This is a genomic window from Pedobacter sp. AK017, assembly GCF_014200825.1.
GTDB classification, from domain to species: Bacteria; Bacteroidota; Bacteroidia; order Sphingobacteriales; family Sphingobacteriaceae; genus Pedobacter; species Pedobacter heparinus.
This window is the reverse complement of sequence record NZ_JACHCW010000004.1, coordinates 113,237-138,251: the sequence shown is the minus strand read 5'-3', so window position 1 is coordinate 138,251 and position 25,015 is coordinate 113,237. Positions and strand designations below refer to the sequence as shown.

Here is a 25,015-nt window from a genome sequence, read left to right as displayed (position 1 = left end):
GCAATTAGTTGTTCCCCGAGAAATCAAAGTAAAGTGTTAAGTCCAATGCTCTTGCAGGATCTTTTTCATAATCATAAAAAATGTTTTTCATGGCCATTGGCCCACTCCGGTCTGCCCTTTGCGTTTTTGTACCGATACCGGGAATGCCCTGCATAAAGGAAATGTCGCCAGAAGGGAAAAGCGGTTCATAATTGTGCCATTGGTCGGTTTTAAATGCTGCGCTAAACAACCTTAAAAAAACGTCCTCATTTTCGGTTACCACCTTAAAAGGTTGCTCTTTTGTAATAAATTTACACCAGTACATGTTAGAATGGTATCCTTTGAATTCGGGGTATATCCAGGTTTCGCCGGTTTCTGTATTGTTATAATCCTTTTTCCAGACACCAAAAGGATTGCCTTTTAAGCGGTTTTTCCATACCCTGTATGGGCCTCTTCCCATGTATTCCACCCCCTTGATCTGGTCTTCCGGAAAAGAAAAATTTAATCCGATAAAATTAGTAAGGTACTCGGCAGGGAAATATTTCACCTGTAGTTTTACCCAGCCCGAAGGATAGATGGTCCATTTTAAGGTATTGTAGGCAGTTTTTCTGTCAAAAGTGGATGCTATGACCAGGTTCTCACCATCCTTATACTGATGGATATTTTGAAAATTGGTGGCACCTTCCTGTACAAGCGGTCCGTTTGTAAATGGGATAATTCCCTTTTCATTCCTTACCTGACGCAATATCCCATTTTTTTTGCTGAAGCTTAACTGTATACCATTTGCTGAAACAGTATAAAGGCTATCACTTTCTTTAAAGCTTACCGCCTTGTCTCCAGCAGTTTTAACCAGGGTTAACGCCTCTTTTTTAGGGAGTGTGATGGGAAAGCTCCAGGTAAACAATTCTTTGCCATATAGATCGGTGGCGGTAAGGTACAATACGTCGAAAGAGAACCAGTTTTGTGGCAAATTTACCTGCAGCCGGCCTTTTGCTGCCGGCTGTACATCAGGTGAGATCAACCTCCCGCTCATTTCCTGTCCGGTTTTCAGGTTTAACAGTTTCCAGCTAAACGTACAGGTATTCAGATTCGCAAAATGATAACGGTTCTCTATGTTAAATACCCCGTCAAATTCGGGTGTCATTTCCCTATGTTCAAAAAACACAGGGCTCCAGATCTCTTTGATGGCAAAATAGCTGCCCTCTTTTTCATGGAAAGGTCCTACAATTCCATCAGCCCCGCGGTTGCCATCTGCATCTATTGTGTTATTCTTGTCGGTACGGACAACCCCCTGATCGGCAAAATCCCAGAGAAATCCACCGGCAGAAAGCGGGTTCGATAACATATCGTCCCAGTAATCTTCCAAACTGGCACCATGTCCCCCATCAAACATACCATGTAAAAATTCAGTGGGCATCTGTATGCTGTGGCCCTGCCTGTAGTTGCCAATACCATAGTTGTATTCCCGGTAATGCTGGGTATCGAATCCATTGAAATCTTCCCAGGGATGGATTACCGGACGTTTTTGAATATCTTCTTTGGCAAACAGGGGATCCAGATCGCGGTTATGCCCTCCTTCATTTCCATTGGCCCAGAAAATAATGGATGGATGATTCACATCGTGGCGCAGCATTTCTTTAACCAGTTTGGTTCCTGTTGGAGTATCATAATGTCCGTGCCAACCAGCAAGTTCATCCATTACATACAGGCCCAGCGAATCACATACATCCAGAAAATGACCATCAGGAGGATAATGTGACATGCGCACCGCATTCATATTCATTTCCTTCATTAACTCAACGTCCTCAATGCTGTTCTTTTTGCTCAATGTTCTCCCGGATGCAGGCCGGAAAGAATGCCTGTTCACACCTTTAAATTTTATTTTAACACCATTTACATATACCCCATCCCTTGGTTTTACAAGAATGGTACGGAAACCGATCTTTTTGGACAGGGTATGTATAATTTTGCTATTTTGATATAGGGTGAATGTGGCGGTGTACAGATTAGGAAATTCTGAAGACCACAATTGCGGCGACTGAAAAATACCTGAAAGGCTGGTCATTCCGGCTTTACCATTTAACCTGGTGCTGACTGGCGCACCGTACTGCTTTCCATCGGCTGTATACAACTGCAAGCTAAGCTCATCAGCCTTGCCCACTACCTGAACTTCCGCTTTAAACCGGCCATCGGCCTGCGCATCTACAGCTACCCTCTCTATATGCTGCAGGGGAAGTGCTTCCAGATATACTGGCCTGAATATGCCTCCAAAAATCCAGAAATCTGCTTTCCGCTCGGCATCGTTTACCGATTTATTGGCAGAATGTTTGGCTACTTTTACCTCAAGGAGGTTGGCTGAACCATATTTTAACAAGCTTGATACGTCGTACCGGAATACGTAAAAAGATCCCTGATGTGTGGGGCCTGCCGATTTTCCATTAACCTTTACTTCCGTATCGGTCATTGATCCTTCAAATACAATATTGATCTTTTTGCCCTTCCAGGCTGATGGTACCTTAAAATTATATTTATATAAGCCCTCTTCTTTGCCCCTTACACTGTCTTTGGCAAATCCGTAATTGTATTTTCCAAAGCCCTGTAATTCCCAGTTGGAAGGAACCGGTATAGTTGTCCATTTACCCGAATTCATCCCTGCAGTACAGAAAAAATCCCATTTAACTGTATCGTCGTTGCCGGTACCCGACAAATACAGTTGTTCGGTTTGCTGGGCCTGAACAACAGAAAACAACAATAGCAGCAGTACGGAAAGGATCGGTTTAAGCTTCATGAATCGGGATTGGGTTATATCGGGTTAAATTGGGTAATCAGCGGATTATCTGTACGAAACGGCAATGCAGGAAGGCCATTCTTATTGTATAGATTAGGACTGGCAGATTCAGTCCAGCCAAAACGTACTGCCACCGGTTTTTTTACGGCTGCTGCCGAAACCAGTACCTTGGTACCGCTAATGCGGGCCACAGCGGGCACAAACCTGCCATCTGCACCTGCAATACTGAAATCACTTAATGCCTTACCATCCGAACTTTTCAATCCGGATCCAATATGGTTAAATTGCAGTTCGGCAGTAGCGCCTTTAAATTTCACGGATTGGTACATTGGTCCGGAGTAGACTATTTTTTTACCATAGTCTCTGGCCAGGGCCCAAAGTGCCAAACGCCTCCCCACTTCCCATTTGTAGGTAGGGTGCAGCTCATCTATTTTATCGTTAAGGTCTGTAGTAACTACCATACCTGTTTTAGGCATCCGCATCACCTGTGCCTGTGCTTCCCAGAATTCTGGTTCTATCTCCACATTCTGCATGGTTTTGGAATATTGAAAAGGTGCAATCTGCACGTAATAAAATGACATACCCGGGTTTTTCCATCCCCTTCTCCAGCTGTTGATCAGCGCCTTCATTTTATAACTGTAGGTAATATTTTCTCTCCTGAAACAGTTGGTCTCTCCCTGGTACCAGATTACCCCCTTAATGGCGAAAGGCATAAGTGGTTCGATCATGGTAGGATAGAATTTACCCGGATCGCTACCCAGATATTGTCCCTGAAAATCAGGACCGGCAAGAATTGCTACTGGAATCCAGGGCTCTATGGCACTACCACTAACTGCGGAAGTGATCATCCCAACTGGCACATGAAGTTGTTTTTGCAATTCCTTTGCGAAAAAATAACCAGCAGCAGATGAATTTTTTAATGCCGGATCTGCAGCTACGTTCCAGTTTTTGGGATTGGTATCCGGTTTAGCCAGATCTTTACGGTTGACCACGAAGATACGGATCAGGTTATTGTGCGCATTGGCCACTTCATTTGCCGGAAAACCCAGCTTTTCATTCAGTGGCTTTTTCATGGTCTTTAATTTGTGCATGGCATATTCCATGTTCGATTGCCCCGAACACAACCATACTTCACCTACCAGGATATTTTTTAACTGAATGGTATTTGTTCCTTTAATGGTCATTGTGGCCGGAACTGCTGAGGTTTTCAAGGGAGATAAAAGCACCTTCCAGTTACCTTTTGCATCGGTTACCGCAGTCTTTTGCTGACCAGAAAAACTAACAGTTACCTTTTCGCCCGGACTGCCATAGCCCCAGATGTTTAAGGGTTTATCACGCTGCAATACCATATTGCCAGACAAGATCTGTGGCAATAATACTTTTGCCGGGACTGCTGTCGTCCATCCAAAAAATAAGGCTGTGCAAAGGAAATACGTTTTCAGATTCATAGTTTAATTTAAAATGCTGTTGTTCTTAATGATTTGACGTAATATACGGCTTCTTTCACTGGTGTGCCAGCATTTTTAAGATCGAAATCCTGATCTGTTGGTGTATCTACATCCGGAAACCGGCGTATATCACCTGTTCTGAACGTAATTTTTTCAAATGATGCTACAGGTACAAACATCAGCCTTGTTCCTTTACTTTGGCCATTTACAAAGATGTCGTACATCCTTTTGTCCCGGTCCAGCTCTATCCTGATGTGGTATGTTTTTCCTGCTTCGTATTTCATGACCTCAGAATTCCGGTAACCCACCTTGGCTTTTAAGGCACCATCGGCATCAAATATTAACCTGGCCGCTGCTGTACCTTTGGCATCCTGAAATTCAATCTGCAATGACCCGGTATTGTTCTGGGCCGGGCTTACTGAAAATTCTACTTTTACTTTTTTTGCTTCCGGGATCAACCGTTCCGCTTTGGCATAATCGTATGGATCTTTATCGCGCAAAGTGAGTGCCTTAGTACCATCGGGTGTCTTTTCTATTCGAACCGGGGCCCAAAGCGGACTAAAAATGTTCCATAATTTAAGTTCCTGCCCGTCGGGAAGGGAATTAAACACTTCATCGACCGGCATTTTAGTACTGGAAATTACAGGTACCGGTACTTTGGCGATCCAGATGTCTTCTTTGTTCATACTATAAGTAAGCCACATATTGCCATCAGCTGGCTTACCATCAGTTTCCGGGATCCCACGGATATACTGCGGACCATAGGATTTGTAATTACCACCATAGCGCATGGTAGAGATTTCGCCATTAACCAGCAAAAGGTCTTTGTAATCCAAGCCGTCATCACTAGTAGAAACGGCCAGTGGCCAGCGGAATTCCGAAGGGTTGTATACTATGGAAAAACGGCCATCTGAGGTACGCTGACCCCATATTTTGGCATTGCTGTTTACTACTCCAGGTGCACGCAGCGGATTATATTGCCAGCTCTTGCCACTGTCCTTGCTGATGGATGTTAGCGCATGTTTCCATAACCCCACTACCCTTCCATCCTGCAGGTGGTAATAACTGAATGCCTTTACTGGTCTGTTCAATGGAATTAGAGGATCATTTCTATCGGCCTCTTCTACCATTTGCTGCATCATTAAGGGACTGGCCAGAATTTCATTGCATGCTTTTACGAAGTCTTTATCCTTACTGCTGTTATACATCGGATATGCCGCATGCTTCATATCCCAGCTGGAATTCGGCCTGAGGAAATATATAGGACCATAAGTATTGTCTTTCCTGATCTCTCTGATGACGCGCCCGATGCCTTTTCCATCATTCGGATCGTCTTTTTTATCCATAGCGATACCATAGTAAGCCAGCAGGAACAGGCGTCCGGACTGGGATACATAAAAACCAACGCGTTGGTGCATGGTGGCATATAAATCTTTAGCTACACCAGGATAGCCATCTTTTTTCCAGCCATCGGGAATTTTATAGGGCGGAAAAACAATGTCCGGCTTAGACCATTTGTAACCATCTTTAGAGGTTTGCAACAGTGTTCTGCTGGGCGGGATATGCTCACCCACAGGATCGCTCAGGTATTCCAGGTAAAAAGTACCATTCCACCAGGCCAGCATGGGTGCATGGTTATAAGTCCAGTTTAGTCCCTCAGCCAGTTCAGGATGTTCCCGGTTGGCCCTGAAAGTCTGGATGTTGTGTACCCCCATCGCAGGCACAAGCTGACCATGGTGATAGTCGGCATTAACCATGACACTGCCGGTATAACGTAAGGTATCTTGTGCTTGTGCTGCTTGTACCAGTATCAAAAGTACGGGGGTTAACCAAATTTTATATCTTCTCATTGGCATACAATCTTTTCAATGGTGTTTAAACCATTAGTTGGCCTTATCTTTTTTCAGATTTTCAATTATTTTCCTGCTTACTTTTACTATAGTTCCATGCTTATGCCCTTTGGGAACAATAGTCTCTGAAGTCACATCAGTAAAAGTTTTAAAATCACTAGTCTTCATCGCTGCATATTTTTTCTCCCCATAAGCATCGTAATAAATTAACCAGTCTTTTCCGAGCCTGACAACCGTTGGCCCCTCTGTCAATTTTCCGGTAAAGGCTGCAGAAACGCCCGTGTATGGCCCTAAGGCATCGCTGCTGAAAGCTACTTTTAAATTCCTGTTTGGCCTGGTATTGTCTTTCAGTACCAGCACATGGTCTTTTGCCGACCGTTGTACAATGACCGCATCAATTACGCTGAAACCCGGATCGAGGAATAATTTTGTGTCGGTAAATGTTTTAAAATCTTTGGTGGTAATGGCATACATCCTGTGGTTGTTCTCTTCATCTTCTATTCCTTTTGCAAAGCGATGTGGAATGGTAGAGGCCCAGATGATGATAAATTCTTTTTTTTGGTCATCATAGAACAACTCCGGGGCCCACACATTAATGACATTACTCTCCTGTTGTAATACCGGGATAAACTGTTCTGCCGACCAGTGTATCAGGTCTTTTGAGTTGGCGTAACCAAATCCCTTCTCCCCTTTCCATCCGCAGGTCCAGACCAGATGGAATACCCCATCCGGTCCTTGTACCATTGATGGGTCGCGCATGATCTTCTTCTCGCCTATTTCCGGTTTCAGGTAAATTTTATCCAGGTCGTTCCATTTGTAACCATCATAACTGTACAGCATCCTTAAGCCTTCATCGGCAGGTTCATGAAAGGAGGTAAATACGTAACCTTTTTTGGAACAAGCGCTTAGTGCAACCAATAGTGTCAAGCATAAAGATAACCAGTATGTACTTTTCAGACTGTTCATCATTTCAATTTATCTATAATCAACACCCAATCATTTCCATTTCTTTCTAATCCAGGTGCATCGAAATCATGTATTCCTTTATTTTCTATTTCGCCAATCACTGTTGTTTTTCCATTTTTTGGATTGAACCAGGATGCTTTAACTTTATCACCTTCCAGTACACCCATCTTCAGGGGAATGTTGCGGCCGGTATAGGTATATACGAAAATATAGTCCTTACCTCTTGTAGCCATTAACCTGTTGTATTTTTCTCCATCGCCGCCAGCAGCTCCGGCAATAAGCGACTGATCTGGTACCCTGTCAAAATAAGCTTCACTTTTTCTGGAAAGCATCAGGTCTTTTAAATGGACCATCTGCCCTGCGCCAGGATCGTTTATGGCTTCCTGCCATGGCTTGGTTGCACCATAAGCCGGATCTTTATCTGCCGGATTGTACATCTGCATTACAGAATTATCACCATAAGTATAACCAAAAGCACCGGCAAATACCGACCAGTAGCCGTATCTGCGCACATCGGCATCGTTCCATTTTGGCTGGGTCACATCATGTAATCCCTGCGGTATGCCTTCATAAGACGGTTCCCCATCTATAGTAGGTTTTACAGGTTTAAGGCTGTAATCTTTTTCAATGTACTTCCAGTTGTCTTCGCCATAATGCCATTTTTCTTTTGCGGAAGTATCCTGCTCATAACGGCGATGTCCGGACTGTACCATATTAAAATCGAGCCATTTGGCCTCATGGAACCATTCCGACGAACCGGTCCGGCCTCTGGGATGGAAAGTAATGAGGTGGTTGGGATCATTTGTCCGTAAAGTACTGCCAATCACTTCCCATACTGGTTTTACTTCTGACCCTTTGATGTCCCCACCGTTTAACCAGATAATATTCCACCTGTCTTTATAACGTTTCGCCAGAAATTCGGCATAAATTTTAGCCTGTTCAGGTGTAACTTTTTTATTTTTCACATTCGTGCCCCAAACCGGTACCATCGCCATATATATACCTTTCTCTGCTGCTTTATCTACGATATAATCTACATGGTCCCAGAAATCATATTGTGTGGAGTCTGCAAATGAGCTACCCTCCGTAACCTTAGGTTTTGAAATATCTCCTCCAACCAACGAAGAATCGCCATAAATATTTACGGATGGCACTGTATGTAACACCATTACCTGCACTACATTAAAACCTTTTTGCATACGGTCTTCCAGGTATTGGCTGGCCTGCTCACGGGTCAGTTTGTTAAACAAAAGCCAGCCTGTATCGCCGAGCCAGAAAAAAGGCTTGCCATCTTCCTTAGTAAAATACCTGCCGTTTGCTGAAATGTGCAACCCTCTTTTTAAACTTTTCGGTTTTTGGTCCGATGCACAGGCATAGAGCATTAACGAGACCATAGCGAATAAAACTATTCTTTGATACATGCAATAATATTTAAATTTTATTGATAAAAACGACTTCGTCTCCCGATGAAAGCTTATTAAATTCTTTAGCGGCTCCCCCCTTTATCTTTTCTTCCTTAACCACCAGGCCGCTGCGCGGGTTGATGTATTTTACCACATAGTTTCCTGTAGCTTTACTTAGGTCAAGTTTTACAGGAACGGAAGAGCTGTTGTACAACAGATATGCGCCATCTGGATTAGCCAAAGCATACTGACCTGAAGACCGGCCAGCCAAATTAAATGGTTTCATTGTGGCCACACCCGAAAGCGAAGCATTATTGGCAGCCGGAACATTTGACAAAGATCCGCCAGCCATAAAAATGGCCCAGCCAAAAGCATCAAAACCATCACCTGAATAGATCACTGCCTTTTCGGGATATCTGGTACGATATTCTGCTACAGCACGGTATACCTGATCAAAAGATGTTTTTTTAGGTTTCAGCAAACGTGCATGCTGGCGAGGAGCCAGGTTTTGTCCACCTTGTGGTGCATAAGCAGAACCATCAGCCTGGTAATGCCAATAACGGATGTCGACCAGATCGACTACTCCTGCCCTGTTTTTATCGGCCAATATGGCATCCTGCACATCTTTAGTGGTACTTAAACCAATAATCGGGTGTTTACCTGTCTCTTTTTCCCATTCTTTAATGGTATCTATCCAGAACTCTACAAAATGTAATGGCCCGGTAAACTCTGCACCGATCAACTGGATTACACCGGTATTGTCTTTAAAATTATCAAGGCATTTACGGATATAGGCACGGTGCAGTGCCTTACGCTCAGCATTGCTGATGTCATAAAATTGCCCTGCCATAAATATCCTCTTGTCGCCCGCGTAAGGTACTGGCTCCGGAAAACCGGTATTATTGATGTTATTTGCCGTACGCCATGGAAAATCGGCATAATGCGCACCAGCTTCTATAATGTTATGCTGGAAATAGTTTTCGTGGATCAGTACCAGGCCTTTCTGATCAGCAAGGTCTGCAAATTGTTTTAACCTGCCCCAATACCATGGGTTGTATTTGCTAATGTCGTATTTACTCAGTCCATCCCATGCTTTATCCTGTCCGCTGCGTGCAAAAGGCAATTCATAAAATGGCGTCCATACTTCTCCGTCCATTCTTCTGATCCGCTCATGGTCGTCACGTCTCCTGTCGTACCACAAACCATAATTATGGTCTAAGATCTTTACTGATCCTTTTTGCATAGAGTCAGTTATTTCTTCCAGATCGTCTGTCAGCCCCTTACCTGTACGGCCAGGTACAAAACGGGTGATGTGCATTTTCATGCCTTTAAGCGCATATGGCCTTGCGCTGCCATTCCACCATTGGACGTCTGCACGGTTTCCGGTTACCAGGGCATTGCCCCGACGCAACCAACCATTGCTTATCTGCATCGCACTGGCCTTAGCCGGAGTATTAATTTTCTCAACACCTATTTTGTCAATATTTTTTGCATTGCGCGTATCAGTTGAAATCTTTTGTCTTTCGGTTGCCTGATCTATATATTCCGTTAACAGCATGGCTGGTTTATCAGCCAGTCTGGTTAGCTTCTGAGCTACATCCACTGGCGGGCTACTTGAAGCTTCCGTTTCTACAGGCATTACAAAAGTCCGTTCATCGGCCTGTTTTCCCAGCCTGTCCTTCAATTGGGCATAATACAAACTACGCGGCTGGATCTGCTCGTTAGACATATCCCAATAACCGTCGCCCGAGAATTGTGCCCAAGTACCAAATGCCCAGTTCTGCGCAGTTGGCGGAGCATAACAGTCTACCCGGGCCGCTGTACACTGCCAGAATACACTGTTGGCGGCCGACCAGCCTGCACCTTGTCCGTCCTGCCCCCTGTTCATAAAACTCAGGGCCTGTCCGTCCACATTAACAATATCAAATAAAACACCTGATGCCCAACTGTCAATTGTTCCGCTAAAGCTAAATGGCAGATAAGCCTGGCACTGTACAAAAGCATTTGGACCGGGAGCACAAAAGCCAACTGCAAAATCATGATAAGCATATTCAGAATACAATCTTTGAAACAGTGTTTGCCCTCCTGTAGTTAAAAAAGTATATCTGCGTTCGCCACCAATCTCCGAAACCGGCGCCAGCGATTTACAATCTTCCACAGTTATCCTGTTTGCAGTTTCCTGAACAGTTACTGCTGAACCTGCAAAATGTTCAAAAACAACCTGGCGTACCCATGCATCTGTGGCATTTTCTATAGAAATAGCCGTCCAGCGGTGGTATTCATCTTTAGGGTTTTTATCATCAAAGTCCGATGTAAATCTTATATTTTCTGCACCGGAATTGAAAATTCTGCCATTCCAGCTATATTTTGATACAGTAGCCCCACCGTAAACAGCATCCAGCGCTGTAGTTAAGGGTGCATCCAATAATAAAGTATTCCCTTCAACCCCAATCACTTTTCTGTCCCAGTAAATGTCACGTTGTCCTGCTTTCCAGCCCAGTGAGGTAATGCCCCCGCCAAAATGGTCTGTTCCAATCAAATCAATCCAGTTTTTAGAGGATATGCGTTGTACAATTACCTGATCACCTTTTTTAAATCCTCCATTTGCAAGGGTAACCGTCATTGCATTTACCGGAACGTATTGATCTGTAACTGCTACAGGGGCCTCTTTAATACGATCTGGTTTACCAGCTATGCGTAATACCCCCATTCTGTCCAGTCCTGTTGCAAATATCTCCGTTCCGTTTTCCCCCATTCCGCTTCCACGCAAAACCACGCCGGAGGCATTGATCTTTAAAGTACCTCCAACTTCATATTTTCCTTTTTCCAGCAATACAGCTCCCCTTAAGCCATCTTTGCCTAAAGGCAAAGCTGCAACATAGTTTAAGGCCGATTGGATCCTCAGCGTAGCATCGCCTGACTTAACCGGCACAACAACCTTTACTACAGCCTCTGGTATGGGTTGCTCTCCGGCTTTATAACCTGCATAAGAAAAATCGGGAATCCGGTTGCCTTTTTCGTCCGGACTGTAATTCAGTTTACCTTCTTTACCTTTAAATATTGGTTTTGGTGGTTCGGGGATATTTACTTTTTGTGCATACCCGGCCAATACGAAAAACTGTCCCAGTATGAGCAAGCCCAACAAACGACAATATTTTATAGGATTACATTTCACAATCGTTGTAATTTTACAAGCAGAAATAACGGTTTAAAACCCTTAGATGCCACTCAAATTTATATTTGTGTCACAAAATTAAAAGATAAGCCGAATGCTTGTTATAGCATTTTTCCTATCTATTATATGATCTTATCATAAGCCCTTTAATTGTGTAAAGACCTTGTTATGGTCTTACACTTTTAATGTCGGTCAGGCTGTTCAGGTAATTTTCAATATTAGCATAACCATTTTTACTGATCTTTCCGGCATCAACAGCATTTTTGGGATCCAGACCGTTTTTGATCTCCCAGGCATCAGGAATTCCGTCGTTATCTGAATCCTGATAAGCCGTTCCTGTATATTCAGGATAACCACCTACCTGGCTAATGTCTGAGATAATTCCCTGTTTATAAGAATCTGCAGGTAAACGTCTTTTAATGAACTGCCCGCCAACCGGTGGTTTTGCCTGTTCGCTATACTTGATTTTTCCTGTTTTAACCTGTTCAACGATACGCAAGTCTACCGCATCACGTTTCGGTAAAGTGGCACCGGCATTCTTCAATACATAATCATATGCCTTGTAAGCATCAACCGTAGTTACATGCGCCATTGGCATAGGTTTATCTGTACGGATGGAATCCAGTAATTTTTGATTATTTGTTCTGTCGGCCGGTTGCACACCGCCTGCCCAGTTGTCTTTTGTTACTTTTTCATTACCTTCTACCACATTCCCGCTTACATAAGCTTTTCCAAAGAGATGTGCATATCTTTTATCCCGGCCAGACTCGGGTTTTAATATTCTGTACGAAATGGGTTGCCCTGCTGGTGTAATCGGTCCTGGTTTATAGTAGTTGTTGATGAAATTGAACAGTGAATTGTTATCGCCCCCGTCAGCACTGCGGTTCCACCAGTTAAAAATTACGTTGTTCACAAAACCAAAATCGCCATACATCCCTATAGATGGGTTTCTGCTAATGTTATTGGCCCATAAATTCCGCATAAATGTACTGTTTAGCCCACCAATGGTACTACCAAACGAATGGTTATAGGTATCCAGTGCTTCAGAGAAGATAGAGTTTTGTATGGTCACATTTACAGTCGGCAGTTTCTCTGGTTTTGAACCATCATTTGCATGATATACATGCCTGTAAATAGACATATTTTCATCCAATCCCCAACTTGCCGAAACATGGTCGATAAGGATATTTCCTATTGGATTACCACCCAGCGCATCATCTCTGCGGGTTACATCAGTAGCTCCGCGGCGAAAACGCATGTATCGGATCACCACATCATGGGTATCTATCCATAAAGATTCCCCGGCAATACATACCCCATCCCCCGGAGCAGATTGTCCGGCAATGGTCAGGTACGGCGCACGGATGCTAACCGGGCTTTTTAAGTGTATGATTCCAGCAACATTGAAAACTATGATACGTGCTCCACCTTCTTCACAGGCAGCACGAAATGATCCCGGACCACTATCGGCCAGTGTGGTTACTACAATGACCTTACCTCCACGTCCTCCCGGTGTAAATGCGGCACCACCTTCAGCTCCAGGAAAAGCCGGCAGTTTAACCTTTACAAGGTCGGAGGGTTTGGATGCTCCAGGTACATAAGGCCGTCCATTATTTTTAGCTTCCTCCTGCACTATTTTAAAAGCCTTTTCCCAGGCCTGATCAGACAATTTTCTTTGCTGTGCCTCAACGGCATCAGATGAATCCTGTAAGGCTGGTGGAATGGTTGGATATTGGGCAAAAGCTACTCCGGTGCAAAGCACTGAAAGCAGGGTCAAAACGGTTTTTCTCATAACATTTGGTTAGTAGTTCAAAATTAACATACGGTTAACTATATATCTTGTACAATTTTCACATGGTCCTGTATGATGTTATCATAATCAAAATGTCCCTCCTCCAAAATGCTGCAAGCGGAATATAAGAAGGAAAGCCCTGTGATGATATGAAAGAACTGAATATTAACCTTAATAAAAATGATAACCTGATGAAGGGGGATTATTTGATACTGAATGCGGATATCATTGAACTGAATTATTGATCAAGCCATTCTTTGAAAGCAGGCGTTTTCTGGCTGCTTACAATTACTTCTTCTTCTATTGCAGGCTGGAGTACCAATTTTAATCTCCCTTTAAAATAAGGGTGGATTTCTTTGGCTGCATCAACGTGAATGATCAGTTTTCTGTTGACATGAAAAAACAGGCCCGGGTTGAGCATCTGGATCAGCTCATCCAGGGCATAGTCAATCGGAAATTTCTCGCCCTGCCTTGTAACCAGCAGGCTCAGTTTATTATGGGAATAAAAATAGGCTACGTCATCAGTTTTTATGGTTTTGATCTTTGCCCCTGATTTTACCATGAACCTGCTTTTATAGCTGGCTTCCCCTTTCCTGATCATGCTGACAATGTCATTCATCTGGATGGGGTCCGAGACAGAAGAAAAGGATTGGCGGATATCCTTCATTTTCTCCAGGCTCTTGTACAATTTATTGTACTGTATAGGTTTTAAAATGTAGTCTATGCTATGCAGCTGAAAGGCATCCAATGCATACTGATCATATGCAGTACAAAAAATTACCGGGCATTTTACCGTAGTTTGCTTAAAAATCTCAAAAGAAAGTCCATCAGATAAGTGGATATCTAAAAAAATGAGGTCCGGAAGCGGATGTTTTTGCAACCATTTTATAGTACTTTCTATACTGGGTAAAACTTCCAATACCGTTATCCCTCCATATTCAGTTAATAAGGCCTGGAGTCTTTGGGCAGCAGGAACCTCATCTTCAACAATTAAAACTTTCATGCGTTTGGGGTTAAACCTCTAATTTCACTGGCACTAATATATAAAATTGGCTTTTCAATCTTCCAGTTCTAAAAGCGGAAGTTTCACAACAAAGGAATTTTCATCTCTAACTACAGTTATTGCACTATCAGATAAGTACTTGTATCTTTTACTGATATTTTCCAAACCTGTATTGGCCAGTTTACTTTCCGAATTCGGTTTGGGCTGGTAATTATTCCGGACAACCAAAGTTGTTCCATGCTCAATAAAAATACCGATCATCAGCGGGCTCTTCAGGGATATTTTATTGTGTTTAATTGCATTCTCGACAAGCATTTGTAACGACAATGGAGGTATGCACATCGTGTCCGGTAGATCTCCGGGAATGTCAATATCAATTATACATTGTTCTTCGAAACGTTTTTTCAATAAAAAAACATACGATCTGATAAAAGTGATTTCCGTATTTAGGGCAACCAACTCTTCTTTTTTATATTGCAGTACATATCGGTATACATCGGCAAAGCGTTCCAGAAAAAACTGGGCATCCCTGGAGTTTTCTTCAATGAGGGTTGACAGTACATTCAGGTTATTGAACAGAAAATGAGGGTCAATGTGCATGCGTAATGCTTCCAGCTGACTATTTAAATTTTCCTGTTTCAACTGGTCGGACTTTATATGTTCTTTTTTCCATTGCATCATAAAATAAATGCCAAAATTGACTGAAAGTACCGGAATAATAAACAACAGCCCATAAATGTTGAGCACCAGGATCTGGGCCAGATCGGGCGGGGTAACTGTACTGGTAATCTTAAATAGATAATAACTAAGGTTAATGCAGGCCAGAGAATAAATACAACTCAGCATCAGCTGAAGGAAAAACCTCCTGGCCGTATATTTAAGCCAGGACACGCTTTTATCCAATAATCTAAAAATAAATCTGTTGCCAAACCAAAGCAGGACAATAACGCTTAAAATCCATAAAAATGCGACCAGGTAGTTTAGATACATCATTTATCTGAATGAGATTTCGTTGATCATACTCCAGGGTATATATTTGTGTTCCGGGTTTTCCAGCCAGACCAATATACCCCAATTTTTTGCTGTTACATCATTGTGATACCCTAAAATCAATTCCCGCTGGTCGTTTAAAGTAATATTGGTGTAGCTCTGGCCCATTGGGGATATTTTGCTGATGTACTTAAAAGGTATCTGGTAGTACATCCCGTCTTTATTACCTTCCAGCAGTTCGCAGTTCCATTCTTCATCCATATCAAAAACGCAATTGCCTTTATACATCCTTTTATCGCGTGTGGTTACCGCTGCAAATATCTTTTTCGGACTTTCATAAGCCTCATAGCCCAGGTTGTCGGGCATTGGCTCGAAGCGTATTGATCTGAAAGCTTTCCAGGTGACAATTACCCTGCCCCACCGGGGATGCATCACTACTATTCCGGCGTTGGTAGCTGAAACATCCCCCCCATCAGTTAAATAAACTTTTTTCCCCGACTTCAGGTTTACTTTCACCCCTTTATCAAAACGTTCTATTTCAGCAATATCAGAAAATTCGTATTGAACAGCTTGCTCCCCGTTCAATATACCCTGCAGACTTTGGTTATCAAGGTATTTTATTTTATCCCATTGGATAAAGCCGCTAAATGGCCCTGCTGTTGTGATCACTGTACCGTAAAGTGGGTTCCCTTTGAGATGGTTTAAACGAGGGGGGCCAGCAAAAAAACGTATGGTGCTGATGGCAGACCATTTTATAGTACGCACAAGTTCATTGTTATACACTACAATGTCCTTGCCCAAATGCCGGCTCTCGTGCTCGTCCACCATTACCCTGATTTTAGATCCGCTTTTATAGTAAAGCTGTGCTTCTTTTGCCCCGGTTACATGGATCAGCGCAATATCTCCGAAACGTGATAAAATTTCACTTTTCCTTTCTGGATATTTATCTTTCCATAAGTTCATAAATTTCCAGTCAAGTACCGGCTCAACGCCGTCTTTAGACAGGTTGTTTAGCTGATATTCACTCAAATACTTCAGGTTGGGATTAACCTGCTTGGCAACCAGCAGGATATCGGACCACAATACCTGCCCGCCACTCCACCTGATCTGGCCGGTATAGACCTGCTTGTTTTTTAATTTAATTTCCCCATATATAAACCCTTCGTGCTGGGCCCTTACCTGGGCTGCAAGGAAAATCAGGAACATAAAATGTAAATACCAGCGATTAAATCTCATTATTTTAGTTAATCCAGACAATTTATTTATTTATATTGTTCTAACAAATAAATACCAGCCAGATACTGATAATTTAGAATTGAACCGGGATATTAACAGGTTGAATAAATTCATCCATGAGTTATCCCGGTTCAGTACAATAAAGTCTGATTACAACCATCATCTATTTGCTATCAACAATAATTTCTTTCTATTTATATGAACGAAACGCCTAAGTTTCAAAACATAAGAACCAAATATATAATGAAACCTTTTTACACTAAATTCCTGTTGTTCATTTCATACCTTTCCATTCCAGGCATGGTAATGGCACAAACCAACAGACCTGTATTAAAAGTAGATTTAAATGTCTCTTCCCGCAGAGCTGCAGAAGTAAATGAATTTGAATATATACCCTGGCCGGTTAAATCCGGAATTTCTGATCAGCTTAAGGTCAAAGGTGTAACCATCACCTTCAGTAAGAAAGGCACAGCTGGCTCAGGACTGCAAACTGATTATTATAAAACAGGTGTTCAGGCACCAAATTATGCCAGGCTGGCCAGTGATGGACTGATGGTTAGCGATGGAAATGCCGGAGCTGAAATAGAAATGCGCATCAGCGGACTTCCGGCAGGGCCAAATACCCTGCTTACCTTTCATAACATTATCGGGGGCGGAGGGCCCGACAATTATGCCCCTATTGACATCTATGTAAATGGGAAACTTGAGGTAAGGAAACTGATACCTTCTTACCGCGTGCTGGCAAATACCAATATCAGTACGGCTTACCTGCAGTTTAGCGCACAGTCTGGTAAAGACGTGGTAATAACTTTTAAAGCCGACAAGGGCTCTTCAGCGGCCAATAAAAATCTGATTATTAATGGTTTTGAACTAAATACACCCAATGTGACTGACCTTGCCCAGTCGCCACAGCCATTGCATAGCGATGAACACGTTAATGCAGATGCCGGAACACTAACATTGAGCTGGACCGCCGCAAAAACCGCATTGTCACATGATCTGTATTTTGGAAACGATTCGGCCGCAGTAGCTTCTGCAACTAAACGTTCTCCAGAATTTAAAGGCAACCGCAAAACAAGCACTTATAACGCAGAAAAGCTTTACAGTATGCTTACTTATTACTGGAGAGTTGACGAATTGAATGCAGCAGGGAAAGTTACTAAAGGTAATATCTGGCATTTCAGGCCACGTCAGCTTGCTTTTGCTGGTGCCGAAGGTTATGGCCGTTTTGCCCGCGGCGGCCGGGGTGGAAAAGTGGTTGAAGTAACCAACCTGAACGATTCAGGCCCTGGAAGTCTTCGGGAGGCCCTTGTAAAGGATATTGGCCCACGCACAATTGTATTTACGGTTTCGGGGATCATTACCTTAAAATCGCGGCTGATCATCAATCAGCCCTATGTAACCATTGCTGGTCAAACTGCACCAGGCAAAGGAATCTGTATCCGCAGCGCACCATTGGGGGTTGTAGCAGATGATGCTATTATCCGTTATATGCGTGTTCGCCTTGGAAGCGGTACAACTTACGATGGCATGGGAATAACCGGTGCAAATCATAGCATTGTAGACCATTGCTCTATCAGCTGGACCATTGATGAATCATTTAGCTCGAGGGGAGCCCATAACATCACTTTGCAACGTACCCTTATAGCAGAAGCGTTAAATATTGCCGGACACAATAAATATGAGGTCGGAAAATCACATGGTTTTGCAGCCAGTGTTGGTGGCGATGTTGGTAGTTTTCATCATAACCTGCTGGCACATTGTGCCGGCAGAAACTGGAGTTTAGCTGGTGGGGCCGATGGCGACGGCAATTACTTAGGCAGAATGGACATGCGCAACAATGTCGTATATAACTGGGACTATCGTACTACAGATGGTGGTGCAATGGAAGTTAACTTTGTAAACAATTACTACAAACCAGGTGCGGCCACTACTTTTAAATTTGCTTTAAATGCACAGCATGAGGGCTATGGTGGCGGTATGCAGCGCTATTTCTTCGATGGCAACGTTATGCCGGGGCAATTTGATGAAAAGAACCAGGAAAGGGGGCGCAAAGAATCGGGCAGAAAATTAAGTTACCAAACCTTTGTCGACAAGCCCTTCTTCCTTCCATATGTAACTACACAAAGTGCAGGAGATGCTTATAAGGATGTATTGTCTGATGTTGGCTGCAACCAGCCAATTTTTGACGATCATGATATCCGCATCATCAATGAAACACTTGGTGGAACTTATACCTATAAAGGCAGCAAATCGGGTAAACCAGGGTTGCCTGATTCGCAGGAAGATGTTGGGGGATGGGAAAATTATCCTGAAGTGCAACGCCCGGCCGATTTTGACAGCGACCATGATGGTCTGCCAGACTGGTGGGAAAAATTGCACCAGCTGAATCCCCACTCTGCTTCAGGAGACTTCTCCGATGCCAATGCAGACCCTGATAAAAATGGTTTTACGAATCTTGATAATTATCTGGAATGGATGGCAGGTCCTCATTTTATGATGGCAACAAGTGGAAGTGTTGAGATAGACCTGAAACAGCTGTCCAGGGGATATACAGAAAAACCGGCATACCGGGTTTTTGCCGCAGTTAACGGCCAGGTTGAACTGGCTGACAATGGCAAGGTTAAATTTACTTCTGCAAAAGGCGGACTCGCGTCTTTTAAGTTTACGGTAACCGATGCCGCAGGAAGCACCTTTACCAGAACCATAAATATGGCAACGGGAATTTAAGATAAATGCAATAAAAAAGGGAGCAATGAAATGCTCCCTTTCCATATCTGCTGTTCTTTATATACTGTCTAAAACATGTTTTGTCAGGTCGCTTTCTATATTTTTAACCCAGTAACTTCCACGCTTGCCGCATATCGCCACCTTTTTTGCCGCAGGCGGCCCATATATGTTAACAATAATATATATACATTTGAAAGCCGCAAGTATACTCAATCATAAAAATGGAAAAAATCGAACATATCAATTATATCAAAGCACCTATCGAAGTTATTTATAAAGCATTGACAACACAAACTGGACTTGGGGCTGTTTGGACGGAAAAGTTGATCGTTAAACCCGAATTAGGCTTTATCAATGAGTTTGATTTCGGAGATAATTATGCCACAAAAATGGAAGTAGTAGAGCTGTCTCAGAACAAAAGGGTGCTCTGGAAATGCATAGCTACAGACCCGGAGTGGGTAGGAACAGGTATTTCATTTGATCTGACAGAGAAGGATGGAGTAACAACAGTTGTTCTCAAGCATTTCGATTGGCGCGAACTGACAGAATTCTACCGATGGTGCAACTACAACTGGGCTATGTTCCTGTTAAGCCTGAAAAGTTACTGTGAAGATGGGCAGGGAACACCCTATCAAAAACGAAAGTTTTAGTACCCAGGTATCCAAATTTAGATTGCCCCGGTTCGGGAACTGGTTGCAGTTAGCCCTTGCTATAAATGAAATTAAGCCATAATAAGCTGTGCTCAAATAATTAAGCACAGCTTGTTAAATTTAAGCATATTCCTTCTTAATACAAGAAGAAAAGGATCTTAAGGTTTAACTGTTTTTAACGGAACCACACTGTTTAAATACAATTCGATATTCGAGTAGCCACTTTTGGTGATCTTTGCTGCATCAGCTGCATCATTGGGATTTAATCCATTTTTTGTTTCGTAACTATCCGGCATACCATCATTGTCCGAATCCTTGTAAGGTGTGCCCTTGTATTCCGGATATCCACCTACCTGGCTGATATCGGTAATGATACCCATTTTATAAGAATCTTTTGGCAGCCTCCTGTGTTCAAAATCCGGTTTATCTGATAATTTCACATCTTTCAGATAATTAATTTTACCGGTTTTCACCTGTTCAATTACACGTGTATCTACCGGATCACGTTTTGGTAAAGTTGCACCCACATTGGCCAGCACATACTTATGCGCATCCATGGTTGGTAAAATGGTCATTTCAGCCATTGGAAAAGGTTTTTTAACCCGCATGGCAGCAAAGTAAGGCTGGGCCTGCTCGTAAGACATCAGATTGCCTTTCTTATCTTCCACCTGCACACCCCCATTCCAGTTATCTTTAGTTACCTTTTCATTGCCTTCAATGATATTTCCTTCCACATAAGCCCTGCCAAACACTACATAAGGCAATTTACTGCGACCAGATTCCGGCTTTAAGATCCGGTAACTGATCGGGTCATTTAACGTGGTAACAGGCCCAGGTTTGTAATAGTTATTGATAATATTGTACATGGCCGTATAATCACCACCATCTGTAGAGCGGTTGTTCCAGTTAAAGATCACATTATTTGCAAAGTTAAAAATACCGTTCCATCCGATAGAGGGGTTACGTGCACCATTATCTGCCCAAAGGTTACGCATAAAACTACAGTTTTCTCCACCCAGGGTACTGCCAAAGGCATGGTTCCAGGTATCTAAAGCCTCAGAAAAAATAGAGTTCTGAATGGTAATGTTTACGGTAGCCAGTTTAACTTCCTGTTTACCGGTACTGTCATTATACATATGACGGTACATAGACATATTTTCATCCAGTCCCCAGCTTGCCGAAACATGGTCAATCATGATGTTCCCTACAGGATTTCCGCCAATAGCGTCATCTCTGCGGCCAACAAAGGTCTCTCCCCTTCTAAATCGCATAAAACGAACAACCACATCATGGGTATTTAACCAGACCGATTCACCAGCTACACAAACGCCATCACCTGGTGCAGTTTGCCCGGCAATGGTAATATAAGGTGCACGGATAATTAAAGGGGTTTTGATGCGGATGATTCCAGCAACATTAAATACTACAATCCTTGCACCACCCTGCTCACAGGCATCACGTAAAGAACCAGGCCCACTATCATTTAAATTGCTGACCACAATGACACGGCCACCGCGACCACCAAAGCTATAGGCACCCCCACCTTCAGCACCGGGAAAAGCCAGAATTTCCGCTTGCGGCAAATCAACCGGCCTTCCTGCCCATGGAATATAAGGCTTACCTTCTTTAGCTTCTTTTTCTATAATCGGGATTGCTTTTTGCCAGGCGATCTCCGATTGACGATAGGCTTCCTTCATCATATCACCTGAAGCTTTAGCCACATCCTGTGGTATTTTAGGGTATTGAGCGAAAGCAGAGGGCGCTGCAACCACCAGTGCTGCAGAAAATACGAATTGAAAAAATCTCTTGTTCATGATGTCTCGAATAATAGATATACCAAAAGTACCTGGTATTTCAGATGAATATGATTTGGTTAGATTGTATAATAATCCAAAAATGCAACCTAACAAATGTCTTTTACTATAGTATTTTTCCCATCTATTGTATGATCTTATCTGATCAGTTTTTTATACGTCAAAATAACGTTTATGTCTCGGGTATGTTACAGTTCGTGTCCCCCGTTCCTGATTAATTTTACATAAAACTCCCGTCCCCTCTTCTCCGTATCGGTTGTCCCTTACGCCCCTTCGCCCCGCTCCATTTCTGCAGGCGCATGCTTAAACGAAGCATAAAATACTGGCTAAGCGCATTGGACTTTGTATCTGTATATCCCCCGTTGTCATTATAATCACGGTTTACAAAATTATTCTGGTTCAGGATATCAAAAGCATGCAAAGAGATTTTTCCCCTTCGGTTAAGCAATTCTTTTTCAAGATAAGCATTTACTACAAAAGGGTTGCTGGTCAGATTGGCCTTGATACCGCTTACATAATTTTTACTGGCGCTGTAGCCAAACAACCAGCTTTTCAGAAAATATATTTTCCCATCCACATTGAATGCAAGCGTACTGGTCTCATTTTGATTTTTTAAAAGGGTGTTTTCAGATTTAGTATAATTGTGCGAAACATAAGAATTCACCTCAAACCAGTCTGAAGGGTTAATCCTTGGTCCGAAACGCTCAATAAAAGTTTTAACCGTATTGATATTCTGGTCGCCGTTGCTCATTGAAATCCGATGGTTGTAATTTGCTGAACCACTGAATGATAAATTGTATTTGCGGTTGCCAAATTGCCTGCTGACGGAGTAATTTCCTGCCAGACGATAGGAACCGTTCACATTGATGTACCTCGTTTCAGAAATGTATACCGCTTTCTGGTTGGGCCCGACTATCACATTTGGATCCAGCACATCTATCGTATTGTTTACCACACTGTTCTGCGTAAAAGAAGCATTCATGTTTAGTGAATAATTCATCTTAATATCTGCCAGGTAGTTGTTGTACTCCGACCTTATGGTATGTGTAAACGATGCTTTCAGGTCAGGATTACCAATTCTAGGGTTTTGAGGGTTGCTTACATCTTTTACAGGCTGGATCTGGTCAAACGAAGGCTCATTTGCAGAACCGGAATAATTAAGGGAAATTTTATGCTGTCTGGACCATAAATATTCCATTCTTGCAATGGGGATCAGGTTAAAACTCTTACGTTCAGTGCTGGTGCCCAGACTTACTTTGGTGCCGGAAAGCAAAGATGGTATTCCGGTTAAACCAGCCGAAAACCTGAATTTGGAGGTATTCACCATACCATATCTGAAGTTGAGTGAAATGCGCGCCTGGGTAAAAGAATAATCAAAAATATTACTTAAAGAATCAATCACTTCCGAATAACCGGTGGGCGTCACATTCCTTGTGGTGGCATCATTACTGTAACCATTGTAATTTAACTGGGCATTCAATTCCAGCTGTGTATTTAACGACAGCGGCTCTACATAAGTTATACTACCCCTATATGTATTTTGCAGGTTTTTTCGCGCAATGATCCTGTTGACCAGGGAATCCCTGCGCTCCGTTTCGTCCTCATTTAGAAAATAAACAATATTGGCCTCCCGTTGCTGTTCCACATCATTGTTATTGCTGTTTAAATTGGCATGTAAGGACAATCTCCTTCTTTTATTGCCAAACCGATGGGTATAACTGATCGCAGCACCCAGCTGGGGCCTGGTATTTGTACTTGCATTTGAGCTGATCTGGCGCTGATGCCGGAAACCCGTCTGGTAAGAAGAATCAGACTTTAAACTTAGCGAAGAACTATAATTAATTGATGGCGAGAAATTAATGAAATTATTGCTGTCCAGTTCAAAATCTATATCGGCCTTAAAGTTGTGGTTTTTCGAATTGTTATCACTTACATTGCCCCTGGTGGTATTGGTGGCAATTAAAGTATCTTTTTGCGTTACAGGATCTCTGAAATTGGTAAATGAATGTGTAAAGCTACTGTTTAAAGCATTTATATCGTTTCCGTTAAATCCGTAATTCATGTTAACTTCAATCTTCTTTCCTATTTTATCACGGATACTGAAGGAAGCATTCCCATCGTTCGTTGTGCCACCTGTTCCGCCACCCCCACCACTTCCGGCAACACCATTTACGGTGTTTTTGTAGCCTGTCCTAACACCAATCTGCTGATTGCCATTGATCCTTGTCCCAAAAATACCTGCATCATAACGTTTATTGTTTCCTCCTGCAGTGTTTAACCGCAACAGGTTACCTACCGATTTATCTGTCCTTGTAGTGATGTTCAGTATTTTTTGAGGATCTCCATCTTTAACTCCTGTACGTGCAGCTTCATCGCCATAATCATCTACAATCTGGATCTTATCTACAATTTCGGCAGGCAGGTTTTTAATGGCATTGGCCACATCACCCCCTAAATATTCTTTTCCGTTTAGCTTGGCCTTTAAAACGGCCTCACCGTTGTGCACAAGGCTACCATCTGTTCCAACTTCCATCCCTTCCATCTTTTTCAACAATTCATCCACGGTCGAATTCTCCCGCACTACATAATCACTCGCCTTATATTCTATGGTATCTGTTTTATAGGTAATAGAGGGTTCTCCATTAATGACCACCGTATTTAAAGTGTTTTTTTCTTCTTTAAGCACAATAGGATCCATCACAATTCTTGGTATGCGGTCGTTCTGCTTAAAAAGCATTGCAGGCGTTTTCATATACCCGATGCTCTGGACTACGATGGTATAGGTGGCCGATTTTACATTTTTAAATACAAACACCCCATTATTATTGGTAGCCGTCTTTAAGGTGTCTTTATCTGAAGTAAGACTTACAGTTGCACCAATCACCTCTAAATCAGTACTGTCTTTTACAATACCGCTGATTTCCCGTAATGGTAATGGAGGGGCAACTGGTTTTGAAGGTTTGTTTTGAGCATTAATTTGAGTGGTTCCAAACATGGCAAGGGCAAGTAAAATAAAAGCGCATTTCTTCATTGGTAACATTTGGTTTGGTTTAAGGTAAGACCCTCACTAATGATATAGGTTTAATCATGATTAATTATTATTTACACTTTTATCGTCTGAATTTACTTCGTCCGGGAGTTATCCCGTTTCATCGCAGGAATATCCCATTCCACACCAAAGCAATTCTCTA

14 protein-coding genes are annotated in these 25,015 nt (G+C 42.7%); 2 read left to right on the top strand and 12 right to left on the bottom strand.

The genetic code is table 11. The annotated features are described in order from the left end of the window. Positions 1 to 4: 4 nt before the first annotated feature. The 10 genes from HDC92_RS07160 to HDC92_RS07115 form a co-directional block, all read right to left on the bottom strand. Positions 5 to 2,767, bottom strand: a complete 2,763-nt coding sequence (locus HDC92_RS07160; RefSeq protein WP_183873351.1) for a glycoside hydrolase family 2 TIM barrel-domain containing protein — start codon at positions 2,765 to 2,767, stop codon at positions 5 to 7. 14 nt (positions 2,768 to 2,781) lie between these two features. Beyond that, entirely contained in the window at positions 2,782 to 4,215 is a 1,434-nt protein-coding gene (locus tag HDC92_RS07155; protein WP_183873349.1) for a sialate O-acetylesterase, read from the bottom strand. A gap of 8 nt (positions 4,216 to 4,223) precedes the next feature. Then, positions 4,224 to 6,065: an exo-alpha-sialidase gene (locus tag HDC92_RS07150; protein WP_255484472.1), complete on the bottom strand. Its 1,842-nt coding sequence runs from the start codon at positions 6,063 to 6,065 to the stop codon at positions 4,224 to 4,226. A 33-nt stretch (positions 6,066 to 6,098) separates the two neighbouring features. Beyond that, positions 6,099 to 7,034, bottom strand: coding sequence for a glycoside hydrolase family 43 protein (locus tag HDC92_RS07145; RefSeq protein WP_183873345.1), 936 nt, complete (start codon positions 7,032 to 7,034; stop codon positions 6,099 to 6,101). Then, positions 7,031 to 8,452 carry a glycoside hydrolase family 140 protein gene (locus HDC92_RS07140; RefSeq protein WP_183873343.1) on the bottom strand — a complete coding sequence of 474 codons (1,422 nt, stop codon included), beginning with the start codon at positions 8,450 to 8,452 and terminating at the stop codon, positions 7,031 to 7,033. The genes HDC92_RS07145 and HDC92_RS07140 overlap by 4 nt, the downstream gene beginning before the upstream one ends. A gap of 10 nt (positions 8,453 to 8,462) precedes the next feature. Next, positions 8,463 to 11,579, bottom strand: coding sequence for a DUF6298 domain-containing protein (locus HDC92_RS07135; protein WP_255484471.1), 3,117 nt, complete (start codon positions 11,577 to 11,579; stop codon positions 8,463 to 8,465). A 196-nt stretch (positions 11,580 to 11,775) separates the two neighbouring features. After that, complete coding sequence (locus tag HDC92_RS07130; protein WP_015808598.1) at positions 11,776 to 13,401, bottom strand: polysaccharide lyase; 1,626 nt, start codon at positions 13,399 to 13,401, stop codon at positions 11,776 to 11,778. A 238-nt stretch (positions 13,402 to 13,639) separates the two neighbouring features. Continuing rightward, positions 13,640 to 14,404, bottom strand: a complete 765-nt coding sequence (locus tag HDC92_RS07125) for a LytR/AlgR family response regulator transcription factor (protein ID WP_183873340.1) — start codon at positions 14,402 to 14,404, stop codon at positions 13,640 to 13,642. Positions 14,405 to 14,458: 54 nt separating this feature from the next. Continuing rightward, positions 14,459 to 15,397 carry a sensor histidine kinase gene (locus HDC92_RS07120; RefSeq protein WP_183873338.1) on the bottom strand — a complete coding sequence of 313 codons (939 nt, stop codon included), beginning with the start codon at positions 15,395 to 15,397 and terminating at the stop codon, positions 14,459 to 14,461. Beyond that, complete coding sequence (locus HDC92_RS07115) at positions 15,398 to 16,630, bottom strand: hypothetical protein (RefSeq protein WP_183873336.1); 1,233 nt, start codon at positions 16,628 to 16,630, stop codon at positions 15,398 to 15,400. Positions 16,631 to 16,873: 243 nt separating this feature from the next. Between HDC92_RS07115 and HDC92_RS07110 the strand changes: the two genes are divergently transcribed. Further along, entirely contained in the window at positions 16,874 to 19,360 is a 2,487-nt protein-coding gene (locus HDC92_RS07110; RefSeq protein ID WP_255484470.1) for a T9SS C-terminal target domain-containing protein, read from the top strand. Positions 19,361 to 19,581: 221 nt separating this feature from the next. Continuing rightward, a complete protein-coding gene (locus tag HDC92_RS07105) occupies positions 19,582 to 20,010 on the top strand; it encodes an SRPBCC family protein (protein WP_015808604.1) in 429 nt (142 codons plus the stop codon). A gap of 158 nt (positions 20,011 to 20,168) precedes the next feature. Here HDC92_RS07105 and HDC92_RS07100 read toward each other — a convergent pair whose 3' ends face one another. Both HDC92_RS07100 and HDC92_RS07095 read right to left on the bottom strand, forming a co-directional pair. Further along, positions 20,169 to 21,824, bottom strand: coding sequence for a polysaccharide lyase (locus HDC92_RS07100; protein ID WP_015808605.1), 1,656 nt, complete (start codon positions 21,822 to 21,824; stop codon positions 20,169 to 20,171). A 220-nt stretch (positions 21,825 to 22,044) separates the two neighbouring features. Next, positions 22,045 to 24,855, bottom strand: a complete 2,811-nt coding sequence (locus HDC92_RS07095) for an outer membrane beta-barrel protein (protein ID WP_183873332.1) — start codon at positions 24,853 to 24,855, stop codon at positions 22,045 to 22,047. Positions 24,856 to 25,015 lie beyond the last annotated feature (160 nt).